The sequence below is a fragment of the Sorangium sp. So ce128 genome (assembly GCF_051525245.1).
Classification (GTDB): domain Bacteria; phylum Myxococcota_A; class Polyangia; order Polyangiales; family Polyangiaceae; genus Sorangium; species Sorangium cellulosum_B.
In genome coordinates this window covers 4,227,277-4,240,452 of sequence record NZ_CP150313.1, presented here as the reverse complement: position 1 = coordinate 4,240,452, position 13,176 = coordinate 4,227,277, and the positions used below count along the sequence as shown (strand labels likewise).

The following is a 13,176-nucleotide window of genomic DNA, read 5'->3' as shown; positions in this document are numbered from 1 at the left end:
ACGTGCCCCGTGCCGCGCGCGGCATCACGGCTATTGACCGCCGAGCCGCGCGACGAGCGTGTTCGCCGTCTCGCACTCGGTCTTGAAGCTCGCCGCCTTCGATCCCTTGCAGGCGCGCGTGGTGAACCCCTTGAGCATCTGGATTGCCTCCTGCTTGCGCGGCGGATCCAGGGTCGCGTAGGTGCTCCCGAGACTCCAGAGAATCTGCACCGACTCGGGACCATCCGTGGGCGCCACCGCCTTGGCGGCCTCGAGCTCGGACACCATCTCCGCCGTGGACCCCCGGTCCTGGTAGACCGACGCGAGCAGGCTGTGGACGCCGAAGAGGTACTTGTCCCCCGGCTTCGCGAACGACTTCGCCTCCTTGAGCACCTGCTCGGCCTCCTTCGTGTACCCGAGACGGGTGTACAGGTCGGCGAGCGCCGCGTAGTAGCGGATTTCGTTCGGATTGTGCTCGATCGCCTTGGTGAGGTTCTCGAGCGCCTTCTGCTCGTCGTCCGTCCAGAGGTAGACGTTCCCGAGCTGGGAGTAGCAATCCGCGAAGTTGGGGTCGTTCTCGATACACTTCTGGTACGGCTCTTTGGCCTCTTCGTACGAGATCGTCTTTTTCTTCGCTTGCTGCTCGAGCGCCCACCCCCGTTCGAACCAGTAGTTGGCGAACTTCGGGGCGATCTGCGTGGCGCGAGCCAGCGTCGATGCGACCTTGTCCCACGACTCCGACTTCTTGTGTGCCATCGCCAGCTTGAAGAAGATGCGGTGGTTGTTCGGGTCGAGCTTGGTCGCCTGCTCGTACTTGTTGGCCGCACCGTCGGGGTTGACGGCGACCTCCTTGTCGGCCTGATTCGCCAGGATGACGGCCTCCTGGCGGTGTCGGCTGCAGCCCAGGCCTGCCGCGCTCGCCGCGACCAGGCCAACCATCAAGAATGCCCCAAGCTTCATCTCGCTCACCTTTCGAATGGCCCCGGCATCGCCGGCCTCTGAGTGACCTGGGCGTCGCGTCGCCCCTCTTCAAAACGTCCCGGAGCCGGCTGCGCCGCTCCTTCAGCGTCCCGGAGACGGCTGCGCCGCTCCTTCAGCGTCCCGGAGCCGGCTGCGCCGCTCCGTCCCCAATCCCGGAGTCGGCTGCGCCGCTCCTTCCAGCGTCCCGGAGACGGCTGCGCCGCTCCGTCAGCAATCTAGGAGACGGGCTGCCCCGCTCCGTGTGGCACCGTCACAAGCGTCCCGAGGTGGCGCGCGTTGAACCTCGCGCGGCGACGCGAGAATAGGCGGAGGCAACCGCGGAAGTCCAGGGCTTCAAACCCCGCGCATGCGCCTCGCTGCAGCGCCTTCACGCGGGGCCCCCGCCCTACCCCGCGCGGCGGACGCCGAGCTGGCCACCCCACAGCGCTCGCCGCAGACCCCTGGCCGCGCCGGGCGCCGGCCGCATCCAGCGCTGAAACGGAAAACGCCCCGCACTTCGCGTGCGGGGCGTTCGCTCGAACCGAGCGGTGAGGCGGGCTCAGCCGCCGGGGCTGAGCATGATCGGGTAGACGACGGTGACGATACCGCCCTCGGGCTGCGGGAACGACAGCCCGTAGAACGCCCGAACGACGCAGGAAACCACGCCGTTATCGGGCAGATCCGAACCGCCGTTACCCACGTTGGAGACCGCGCCGTCGCGCCCGATGACGAAGCGCACCGCGACACGTCCCTGGAGATTCGGGTTGTTCCTGAGCCCGTTCTCGTAGCAGAGCCGGAATCGACCGAAGTTCTGGCGGACGATACGCTGGATGACCTCGGGGGGCAGACGGCCGCTCACGCTGGTAGCACCCATGCGCACCTGCGGCGGCTTGGTGCGATGCGACCCTCCGAGGCGGCCATGGCCGGAGCCGAAGCCCTGGCCGGTGCCGGTGCCGGCGCCGTGCCCGATGGTGCCGATCGAGCCGAGGCCGATGCCCTCGCCGCGCCCGCCGCCGCCCTCGCCGATGCCGGAGAGGCCGAGGCCGCCAGCGCCGAACGAGTCGCCGATCTGATCGCCCCACATGTTGCCACGGGCGCTCAGCGGATCGTTCCCGAGCGAATCGTCGCGTCCCCACGGCGCGGTCGGCGCGTTCGGATCGCCGCCGGCGCCGGCGTTCAGCAGCCCGATCATGCCGAACTCCGCGGCGTCGCGGAGCGCGGCCTGGCGGGCGATGTGCGGATCCGGGTTGTCGGCGGGCCCCTGGACGCCGTAGCGGTTGCCGGTGGCCTTGGTGTTCGGGTTACCCATCGAACCCTCTTCACCCTTGGCGCGGGTACCGGTGCCGCCCTCCTTGTTGTCCGCCGCGTTGTCGGCGATCTGCTCGGTCTCCTTCTCCTCCATCTCCTTCTCGGCGGCCGCCGCGAGGTACTGCTGGATGAGGAACTGCTGGTCAGCCGAGATCCCGTCCTCGCCCGTATCGCCGAGGGGCGGCATGAAGAAGGCCATCGCCGCGAGCAGCCCGAGGTGAACCGCCATCGAGAGGCCCGTGTACAGCAGGCTCTGCGTGTCCAGCTGGAGGTGGCCGGCCACGACCTTGCCTGCGTTCACGGCGGACACCTGGAAGACGATGCCGTCGAGCTCTACCTTCGCCTTCCCGCCCGACGGAAGCGCCATTTGATAGGCGCCAGAGAGCTCGGAACACGGCTGCGTGAGGCCCTGATCGATCGCCTGCTGCACCGTCATCTTCGGCCTACCCGGAATCTCGATGGTGCCGGTCGCGCGGGGCAGGAGCACCACGGAGACCGAGCCGGAGCGATCCGCGAGGATGATGGGCGCCCGCGTCGTGCCGAGCTTCTCCGAGGGGATGAAGTAGTCGCACTTGAAGTTCTTCCCCGCCTCCTCACCCACGTAGAAGGAGCGCGGCGGCGTGAGGTGCTCGACGTGGAGCACCGCGGCATCCCACAGAATCATGACCTCGACCGAGGCCGCCGGGACCTCGGTTTCGTCGCTCGGCACGTCCGGCCCGTTCTTCACGAGCGTGTACGTGTAGGAGCCCTCGGGCGCGTCCGGGGGCACCTCGTCGACGGCCGGCGCCGACTGCGCGAACGGGTTGTTGTAGGAGAACGGGTCCGCGCCGCCCGCGGAGGCCGCGGCGAACGGGTTCCCAGGCGGCGCGGCCGCGAACGGATTCCCGGGCGCCGCAGCGCCGAACGGGTTCCCACCAGGCGCCGCCGCAAACGGGTTGGCGGGAACCGGCTTCGCAGGTCCCGCGGCCGCGGCGACCGCCACCGGCTCCGCGCGCTCCAGCATGATCTTCGTGCCGCCGATCTGGAGCTGATCGCCTGGGCTGATCTTGCACTTGTTGACGCGCGCCCCGTTCACCATCGTGCCCGGCTCGTTGCCGAGATCGATGAGCGTGATGTCCTGCGGGGAGGCGACCTCGATGACCGCGTGCATGCGCGAGGCAAGCTCGTCATCGACACGCAGATGGCTCTTCGCGTCCTTGCCTACCTTGACGATATCCTGGGTGATCGTCTCCCGGCGGACGAGCGCCTCGTTTTGGTAGAGCGCAAATGTGAGAGCGACCCTTTGCTTGCCTTCCATCTCCGCCAGCCTTCCCTATGCGCCGCGCGGCGCACGCCCCCAGCACCGGGGGGTAAATCGATAGGGCAGGTGCCAAACCTGCCCGTCACATCAGAGGTTCTCGACCGACTTGAGCATCTCCGGAACGAACGAGGTGCGGGGCCTGATCAGCGTCGTCCGGACAGGGCCGGGCCGCACACGGATGGTGGCGTCGTTGGGGCCGAACCCGCCGGCGTTCAGCGGATCGTCCGAGAACTCGTACCCGTAGCCCTCGTCCTTCTTCCCACCACCAGGAGCCGCTCCCTGCGCGAACGCCGATGAGGCGACCACGCTCGTAAGAACGGCAGCCACGACTCCCGCACCCAATCGGGTCAACCCTCTCATTCCAGCCTCCTCACAATGTTTCGACTCGGTTACAGTGCCATTGTACCGCCTTCCACGGCGGCCGGTCAACCAGCTTCGCATGCTATCGAGGCGTCGGAGAGCACGACCCACACACGCCTCGACAACCGATTCTACCCAAGGTTCCCAGAGAGCTGCGACGAAGACGAAAAGAGCGAGCCCCCTTCTCCTTGATGCAGCTTCGTGCAGCGAGAGAAGGGGGCTCCAGGTGCCGTTGTCTGTCGCACCGCCACGCGGTCCGCCCCGCCCGTCGAGCTCGCCCGGAATACTACCGTATCCCTCGCTCACCCTCGTTGCGACCCGGACCGATCGGGACGTCCGCTGTGGTGGGGCGCATCTTCGTGCGCGACGGGCTCATCCGCGTCGTTCGGCTCGCTGCGGCATACCTTGTACGCCTCACTTGCCTGCCTAGCGGCTGAGCCCGTGTCACACGAACCTGCACCCCGCCATCGACAGCGCGCAGGACGAGGCTCCGCTACTGGGCAGGAGCCGGGGCCGGGGTTGTCGCTTCGCCCCCTTCGCCCTCGCTCCCGGCAGCTGCCTCCTGCTCGGCTTCCTTCGTCTTCATGTCGGCCTCGGCCGCCTTCCGCTCGGCCTCGGTCTGCTTGTTGAAGGCGATGATCTGGTCGATCTCGCTCATACGCTCCTTCGACCGCTTCACCGCGTCGGCGAACTCGGTGCTAGCGCCCGCCTTCTGGATGAACTGACCGAACAGCCCCTTCGCCGACATGAGGGCGCCCTCGGCCCCCTTGCCGCCCGACTTCGCCTTGTACTCCTGGGTCAGGATCGCCTCGTTATAGTAGGTCTCGGCGCGCTCGGGGGCGACCTTCTTGGCGGCGTCGAGCTCAGCGCTGGCGGCGGCCACCATGCTGTCGAAGTTCGCGTCATCGATCTGACCGCGCAGGGCGAGCGCGAGGCCCAGATGAGCGTCGTAGTCGTTCGGACGCATCTTCAGGGCCGCGCGGTACGCCTCGTCCGCCTGCTGGAACCCGCGGAACTGGAGGTTCACCGCCGCGTAGTTCATCTGCGCCTCGTAGAAGGTCGGATCGAGCCTCCTCGCGAGGTTGAACTCCTGCACGGCGCCGTTCAGGTTCGCGAGCTCGACCTGGATCATCCCCGCGGTGTTGTGGATCGGCGCGTAGTTGGGGTTCTTGCGGATGGCCTGGGAGCAGACCAGCGCCGCGAGCTCCAGCGCCTGGGTGTCGACCTTCTTCTGCTTGCTGACGTTGGTCGCGACCGCCTTGCCGGTCTTCCTGCCCGCCTTCTGCTTCGCCGTCTCCAGGTAGTAGATCGCGAGCTGGTTGAACGCGGGCATGAAGGCGTCATCGACGGCCAGCGCGCTCTGGATGTACCGCTTCGCGCGCTGGAAGTCGTTGGGGCCATCGTTGTCCGCGACCTGGTTGCCGCGCTTCATGTACAGGAGCGCGAGGTGCACGAGCGCCTCGACGTTCTTGTACTGAGCATCGACGACGGCGGCCTGGCGCATCTCGCTGATCGCCGCGTCGAGGTTCCTCTCGCCCGACTCCGCCAGGTTGTAGAGCGCCACCTGGACCCGCGCGGGGTGGAACTTCGGGTTCTTCTGAAGCGCTTGCGTGAAGTACTTCTTCGCCTCCGAGTCCTTCTTGCAACGCTGGTACGCGAGCCCCGCGTTGTAGATGGCCTCGGCGAACGTCGTGTCCCCTTGCTCGTCCGCCGCGTCCAGGAACAGCTGGGCCGTCGAGCTGCAAGTCGCCTCGGACCAGTCCCCAGCCTTGTCGTGCTGGACCATGGTGTCCATGGCGGTCTTGAACTTGTTGGCCGCCTCGACCGACACGGCCTGACCCTTGCTGTCCGTGATCGCCTTGCCCGTCGTCGGGTCCTTCGCCCCGTGAGCCGTACCGCCGGTGCTGCCGCCGCCACAACCCGCCGCGGCCAGAAGGAGCACCGCAACCGCTGCCAATGAGGTGATGCTTCTCATGTTTCGCTCCATCACTTCCTGGGTCGGGTCGTGGCCCGATCGAGCGCCGAGCCTTCCTTGGACGCACCAGCCGCCGCCGGCGCCGCCTTCTTGTCCTCGCCCGCCTTCTTGTCCTCGCCCTCTTCCTTGTCCTTGCTCGCAGCCGGCTTGTCGGTTGCGGTCAGCGCTTCTCGGAAGGGGGTCCCGTCGAGGTTCAGCGGCGCAGGGCGTTCGCTCATGCCGGAGTTGACCCGCGACGGCGAGCCGCGGAATTCGTCGATGAGGTGGTACTCGGCGCCGTAGTTCTTCGACAGCCACACCTCGCAGGTACGGGAGTAGTCGTCGAAGTACTGGTACTTCACGGACAGGTCGAGGCAGGTCTTGAACGCGCCCTTCGCCATCTGCTTCTGCGGCTCGCTCGCCTCGTCGAGGCGTGAGTAGTACTCACCCCGGATCTCGTCGTACGAGACGTCGGTGCCCGGGACCATGCCGTGCCCCTTCCATTCCTTCGGGATGGGCGCGGCCCGGAACTCGGCGACGAACTTGCCCCACATCTGACCGACGCGCGCGCCGGCCGCGATGACCCACTTCGGCGGAGGCGTCGGCTCCAGCTTGAGGATCTTCTGGTACTCGACGTCGGCCGCCTCGATCGCCGGGCGCTTCTTCTTCACCCAGTCGGCGACCTTGGTGTTGATGTGCTTGAGGACGTCCTCGCGGTTCCCGGAGCCCTTGTACTCGGGGAACTTGATCTTATCGACGTCCTTCCGCTTCTGCTCGGCGAAGTGGAAGTAGGCCTCGCCGACCGCGGTCAGCACCTTGCCGAGCCGGCGCAGCTTCTCCGGCTCCTCGCCGCCGATCGCGTCGAGCTTCTTGAGCGCGGCCGCAGGGTCCTTCCAGTAGCCGCGGACCTTGTTGTACTCGCCGTTCGCCGGGGTCACGCTCTTCGTCTGCAACAGGACGCGCGCGTACATCGCGTGCGCCTGCACCTGGACGTCGAACGTCGCGTTGCGATCGATCTGCGGCATCGCCGTCGACAGCCGCCGGCGCGCCTGATCCCAGTCTTCGCGATCGATGTAGTGCGCGCCGATCGCGAACGCGATCTGCGCCGTCTGCGCCGGCTTCGCCTTGCCGTAGTTCTTGTTGAAGAGGTCGGCGTCCTTGATCGCCTGGTCCTCCTGACCGAGGCCGAGCCGCAGCACGACCGCGTCCTGGAGCGCCTCGGCGGCCTTCTCCCCCTTCGGGTTCTCGCGGGCGTAGCGCTCGTACCAGTTCGCCGCCTCGTCGTAGACCGCGATCGCCTGGTAGTTGCCGCCGATCTCGTAGATCGACGTCTTCGCCAGCTCGGTGTTGTGGAGGTTGTACCGCGGATCGAGCAGGATCTTGCGGGCCGAGATCGACTTGGCGATGAGGCGGGCGGCCTGGAACGCCTTCGCGGCGTTGTAGAGGACCTCCTCGCTCTTCTCGCACGCGGGCTGCTTCGCCTCGCAGGCGGCCTCGCCGTACTTCTTCCACATGTCCATGTAGGCGACGGCGGCCTTCTCATAGTTCTTGAGGGCCTCGACGCCACCGGCTGCGTCAGCAGCCTCGACGAGCTTCTGCGCGCGCAGGCGCTCGATGTCGCGCTGGATGCGGATCAGGATGCCGCACTGCTCGGCGTTCTCCTTCTCCTTGCCGCCCTTGCAGTAGAGATCGATGAACTTGGGCACATCCGCGGCCATGTCGTCGTAACAAGACGGACGCGGCGGGTCCATGTTCGCGCCGAGGACGTTGAGCGACTCGAGGTAGAGCTGCGACGCGTAGATGCCGACTTCCTTGTCGGCGTGGTTCAGCGCCACGTCGCGGAACGCGAGCGCGGCCTCCTCCCAGTGCTGCGCCTCGAAGTACGTGCGGCCGCGCGCGTACTTCACCTCGACGTACTGCTCCTGGGCCTCCTTGTCGTTCGCCGCGGGCTTGATGTAGCAGACGTACCGGTTGAAGGCGGTGATCATGCCCTTCTGGCTGTCACTGAAGTCCTTCGGCTGGAACTTCGCCTTCTCCGCCTTCTTGTCGCCCTTCTTGCCCGTCCCCCCGTCGGGGAGGTTGCCGGACCCCTTCAAGTGGGAGCCGTCCTTGTGGGTCTCGGTGTAGATGTTCTGGTAGCAGAGCACCGAGGCGTACGCGGCCTCAGCCGCCTGCGGGCCGTTCGGATCCTCGGCCACGACCGAGTCGAACGCGGGACCGCACTTGGCCCAGTCCTTCTGGAAGTACAGAAGGTCGGCCATCGCGTACTTGATCTTGAAGATGTTCGGCCAGTCCTCCTTCAGGATGCGGGGGAACTCGAACTTGGCGAACTGCTCTTGCTTGAAGTTGTTGACGACCTTGTCGTAGAGCTGCGCGGCGAGCTGCATCGTCTTCTTGTCGCCGGTGCCGCGCACGCCGCCCGAGCCCACCGCCTCGAGGTGCCAGGCCATCGCCGTCTCGGTCAGCAGACCGGCGGTGATGTTCGAGCACTTCAGCTTGGCGTCCGCCGGGTGCCCCTCGCCCTGGAACTTGTTGTGGACGTCGAGCTGGCGCCCGAGCTCGCCCATGATCTGGTCCTTGTTGCCAGACTTCATGGCGAGCGTCGCCTCCGCGATGTGCCCCTGGTAGACGCAGTACCTCGGGCCCCGATCGCGGGTCATCAGGTCGGTGTAGAGCTCGATGCCCTCCTTGTAGTGACCGGTGTCGAGGTAGTTCTGCCCGAGGTCGTCCATCATCTTGAACGTCTTCTCGGAGCTGCCGCTCGCGTCGCCGCTGAGCGGACGGAGGAAGTCGTGCGACTTGCGCGGGTCGCCCGCGAGCGCGTAGACGGGGATGATGTCGCGCCGCGCCGAGACCGCGAGCTGCGCCGCGTTCGGCATCTGCTGGAACTGCTGCCCGTACTCGATCGTCTTCTTGAACTCGCTGATGGCGCGGGCGAAGTCGCCCTTGTTCCAGTAGACGTACCCGAGCTTGTAGTGGGCGTAGCCCCAGACCTTGTTCTCGGGCGGCGGGTACTGGGTGACCTTGACGTACGACTGCTCCGCCAGGTCCCACTTGGACGGGTCGCCCTGCGCCTCGTTGAAGAAGAGCTCACCGAAGGCGAGGTACGCGTTCGGGATGTACTTCGAGTTCGGCCAGTTCTTGATGAGCTCGAAGTAGACCTTGCGAGCGTCCTCGAGCTGCTGGGCCTGCTCGTACTCATAGGCGAGGTAGTAGAGGACCTCGTCCGTGCAGCCCGTGCTCTTCGCGGGGTCGGCCGCGTTGGTGCTCTGGCAGTACTTCGGATACTGCGTCTTCAGGTCCGTGTAGTACTTGATCGCCTGCTTACGCGCGAGGACGAGGATCTTGTCGGCCTTGGCGATCTCGGCCCGGAGCCCGGCGACCGCCTTCGGGTTCTTCCGCTTGGCCTCGTCCGCCTTGATCTGCCCCTCGGTCTTGTCGCGGAACGCCGCCGACTCGAGCTCGACGTAGCCCTCGGCGAGGCGCCGCATCAGCTTCGGCCGGTCCGGCGCGTTCTTCGGCGTCGAGGAGTACAGGCCCTCGAGCCCCTGGATCTCCGTCACGAGCAGGCTCCTCACCTTCGGGGCGAGGCGATTGCGCCGCTCGTCGCGCTGCGCCGAGGCCTGTGACGCGGTCGGATTGGCCGGCTTCGTCAAGTCCTCGCGCTTCTTCAGCTGGATCCCCTGCGGGGCTGACTTGAAGCTGACCTGCGGCTTCTTGCCCGCCGACACCTGGAGCTTGCCGCCCGGACAGGCGGCGATCGCATCCTTCGCCGGCTGCGTGATGCACGCGTCGGCTGCCGACGCGGGGCTCGTTGTGACCGCGCACGCCGCCACGGCCAACGTACCCGCCGCCGCGCGGAGCGCATGCAGTACACCGAACTTCGACTGCTTCATCTCCATCTCCGTCCCTCCGCCACGGACCCCCGTGAGGAAGCGCTGCCTGCCCCGCGACCGCCGGCCGCGGGGCCAACCATGATGAAATCGCTCACTTGCTGCACTTCGACGTCACGACCTGCCGGTAGAAGCCGAGCTCGTCGCGCCAGTACTCGCCGTCGAACGGCCAGAGCACGTGCTCGTCGTCGGGCTTGACGACGCCGTACGTGAGCGCGTCCTCCTTCGACAGCTGGCCGCTGACGACCTGCTGATCGAGCTTGTTCCTCTCGGCCGCGGTGATGTCGATGAGGATCTTCGACGAGTCGCGGAGGTGTTCGTTGAGCTCGTCGAGGTTGCGCTGGTAGCGCTCCCGGCCGAGCGTACCGGCGTTCCGGATCGCGAGGCTCCTCGCGAACTCGAGCGCGTCGGTCACGTCGCTGCCGACCGGAGAGTTGCGGAAGTTGGCGGGCGCCTTCTTGAACCGATCCCCCTCCTCATCGAGGATGCGCACGTACTCCATGTTGCGGCGGAGCTGGCGGTCGGAGAGCGCGTTCTCGACGATCGGCCGGACCCTCGGCGGGATGTCGCCCTTGCCGGCGCCCACGTCCTTCAGGAACTGGAAGAAGCGCTCCTCGTTCCCCTCCCCCTGGTACCGCACCAGGATCGACTCGAGGTCCTTCTTGATCGGCTCGTACTTCTTCTTCATCTTCGCGACGATCGTGGTCGCGTCGCCGTACTGGCAGATCGTGAACGAGACGACGGCCTTCAGGATGTCGGCCTCGGGATAGAACGAGTTCGGGAAGTAGGGCGACTCGATCGTGTGGATGTTGCCGAGCGCCTGCGGGTAGAGCCCGGCCATGAAGTACGCCCAGGACTGCTCGAAGAGGCTGTCCAGCCAGTACTCGCTCGCGACGTCGACGCGGTTCCAGTACTTGACGGCGGCCGAGAGCTTCGCGGCGTCGATCGTCGGAACGTTGTTGTCGTCGAGGCGGACGGAGGCCGAGTAGTAGGTTCGCGCCATCGAGAGGAACGCGAGGTCGCGCATGCGCGCCTCGTCCTCGAGGCCCTCGACGCCCTCGTCGATCGCCTGGACGATGCGCTGGAACGACTTGACAGCCGGCACCGACTTGCGCAGCTGCACGTACGAGATGCCGCTGAAGAACTGGGCCTGGACGTAGTACTTGCTGTTCGGGTCGACCTTGGCGAAGAGGCTGATGGCCTCCTCGTAGTTCCGGTTCCGGTACTTGTAGCGGCCGAGCAGGTAGTTGAGCTGCCAGTAGAGGTCGCGCTGCTGGGGGTTGTTGAACCGCGCGATCTGCTCGGTCTTGTACTTGCCGACGCGCTCGATGATGTCCGCCGGCTCCGGGAGCTGCGTCGCGAGCTTGGACAGCCAGAGCAGCGTCTCGTTGAACTTGAGGTGGTTCGGCTTGTCGGCGATCTGCGAGAAGATCGCATAGCTCGCCTGGTAGAACTGCAGGCGGTAGAGCGCGATCGCGAGGTGGTACTGGGCGATCTGCTTGTTGCCATCGTCATCGCCGGTGTCGCCGTCGACGACGCGCTTCAGCTGCCGCGCGGCGTCGCTCCACCGCTCGCTGTCGAAGAGCCGCTTGCCCTGCGCCGCCTCCTCCGTCATCTGGCCCGCGGTCACGGGGCCCGCATCCTCGTCGGCGCTGACCTCTTTGCTGGGCTTCTTCTCGCCCTTGGCGTCCGCCTTTTCAGCCGCGACGGGCTTACCTTTGCCGGGCTGCGCATGCCCCACGGCGGGGGATAGCAACAGGGCAGAAGCTACAAGGCAGATACTCGCCACCCGGTTCCGCATCGTCGTTCCTCGCTTTCGGCGACGTAAAGATCGTGGCCCCTTCGCCCCGTTCGCGGCTCCACACACGGAGAACGCGCGCCGTAGACCCCCGAGGCAGCTCGGTCAGGAACCAAAAAGTTCAATGAGAATCAACGGATACTTGCGTGTGGCGGGGGATGGTAGGATTGTGGCGCGCAGCTTGTCAAGCGATGCCGGGCGAGGGGACCCCTCTTGCATTCCCGTCCTGAGACACCGGGCGCCGGGTCGACCTTGGGGTTGCGCACTGCGTAGGAGTCGACAGTGGAATTATCGAACGGAGGCGCGCTCGCTTCCTTAAGTGCGATCGTCGCGCCGTCGCCGCACTGTTGCCGCACTGTTGCCGCACTGTTGCCGCCCAGGCGGCAGCCTGACCGTCCGCTGCCAAGGGACCAGCGCGCTCAGGGTCGAACGCCTCGCACCGGCGGCGCCCGCCCACCTCGGCGACGTGGACGGGCGCGCCCCATCCGGCTGTTGACGCTCGAGGCGCGCTTCGTCTAGGGTCCAACCGCTGACGTTGTGCCTTTGAGCACCTCGACTTGAGCGTTTTCTTGCCTCCCGTCCGCGCGCCTCTGCCGAAGCGGTGGCGCGCACCGCCGCCGAAGGAGCACGTTCTGATGACCCGTTCCATTCTGTCCGGCCTGCTCGGCCTGCTCAGCGTCGTCGCAATGGCGAGCCTGCCCTCCGCGTGCGAGAGCGGCGGCGTCGGCGACCCGTGTCTGCCCGAAGACGAGTACGATTCGCAGTTCGCTGGCTTCAAGGTGACGGAAGAGAACATCGAATCGCGATCCTTCCAGTGCCAGACGCGGATCTGCCTGGTGAATCACTTCCAGGGGCGCGTGAGCTGCCCGCTCGGCCAGGAGGCGCCCGCGACGTGTACGCCCGGGCAGGCCGGGTGCACCACCTGCGAGGAGTCGGGGACCTACGCGCCCGACTGCGAACCGTCGAGGCCGGACGGCGGCGCGAGCCAGTGCCTCAGCGGCATGTGCGACGCAGCGGGCGCCTTCTGTCGCTGCGGTGCCGACGCGGACTGCCCCGGCAGCGGCTGGAAGTGCGAGGAGGGCGTCTGCAAGCTCTACCTCTGCCGCGACGGCTTCACCGGCTGCCAGGACCCGACCAAGTCGGCGGCAGAGAACGAGGGCAAAGCCTGCTGCGTGCCGGGGACCGACGACCAGGTCGCGTCGCCCGTGTGCGGCCAGTGCGCCGCCAACTCGAACCGGAACGCGCAGCAGGCGGTGTACTGCTCGTGCCGGTGCGGCGTGGCCGACGGCGAGCCGGACGACCCGAACTTCAACTTCTGCGAGTGCCCGCAGGGCTTCACCTGCTCGGAGATCCGGCCGAACGTCGGCCTCGGGGACCCGAACATCACCGGCAAGTACTGCATCAAGCAGAACACGGGGTTCGAGAACGAGGGGGCCTGCGGCGACGTGCAGGGCCGCGCCAACTCGGACCAGTGCGAAGGCTTCTAGGCGTCGGGTGACCGGCCGTCGCGGTTCGCGAAGCCCTCGCCCGACGACGGCCGATCTGGCCGGCACCTCCCTCTCCCTCCCTCCCAGCGACGATTCGGGCTCACACGACGGCCGGCCGCCCGGGCGCACCGCGACGC

At 66.9% G+C, this 13,176-nt stretch carries 7 protein-coding genes; 1 reads left to right on the top strand and 6 read right to left on the bottom strand.

All coding sequences use genetic code 11. The features are described from left to right. Nucleotides 1–30: 30 nt before the first annotated feature. The 6 genes from WME82_RS16330 to WME82_RS16305 form a co-directional block, all read right to left on the bottom strand. Nucleotides 31–939, bottom strand: coding sequence for a tetratricopeptide repeat protein (locus WME82_RS16330; protein ID WP_437552778.1), 909 nt, complete (start codon nucleotides 937–939; stop codon nucleotides 31–33). A 559-nt stretch (nucleotides 940–1,498) separates the two neighbouring features. After that, a complete protein-coding gene (locus WME82_RS16325) occupies nucleotides 1,499–3,544 on the bottom strand; it encodes an AgmX/PglI C-terminal domain-containing protein (protein ID WP_437746399.1) in 2,046 nt (681 codons plus the stop codon). Between the two features lie 90 nt (nucleotides 3,545–3,634). Next, entirely contained in the window at nucleotides 3,635–3,874 is a 240-nt protein-coding gene (locus WME82_RS16320; protein WP_157906686.1) for a hypothetical protein, read from the bottom strand. Between the two features lie 526 nt (nucleotides 3,875–4,400). Then, nucleotides 4,401–5,882 carry a tetratricopeptide repeat protein gene (locus tag WME82_RS16315; RefSeq protein ID WP_438043584.1) on the bottom strand — a complete coding sequence of 494 codons (1,482 nt, stop codon included), beginning with the start codon at nucleotides 5,880–5,882 and terminating at the stop codon, nucleotides 4,401–4,403. An 11-nt stretch (nucleotides 5,883–5,893) separates the two neighbouring features. Next, nucleotides 5,894–9,757 carry a tetratricopeptide repeat protein gene (locus WME82_RS16310; protein WP_438043583.1) on the bottom strand — a complete coding sequence of 1,288 codons (3,864 nt, stop codon included), beginning with the start codon at nucleotides 9,755–9,757 and terminating at the stop codon, nucleotides 5,894–5,896. Nucleotides 9,758–9,848: 91 nt separating this feature from the next. Continuing rightward, complete coding sequence (locus WME82_RS16305) at nucleotides 9,849–11,510, bottom strand: tetratricopeptide repeat protein (protein WP_438043582.1); 1,662 nt, start codon at nucleotides 11,508–11,510, stop codon at nucleotides 9,849–9,851. A 677-nt stretch (nucleotides 11,511–12,187) separates the two neighbouring features. Between WME82_RS16305 and WME82_RS16300 the strand changes: the two genes are divergently transcribed. Further along, complete coding sequence (locus WME82_RS16300) at nucleotides 12,188–13,039, top strand: hypothetical protein (protein WP_438043581.1); 852 nt, start codon at nucleotides 12,188–12,190, stop codon at nucleotides 13,037–13,039. Nucleotides 13,040–13,176 lie beyond the last annotated feature (137 nt).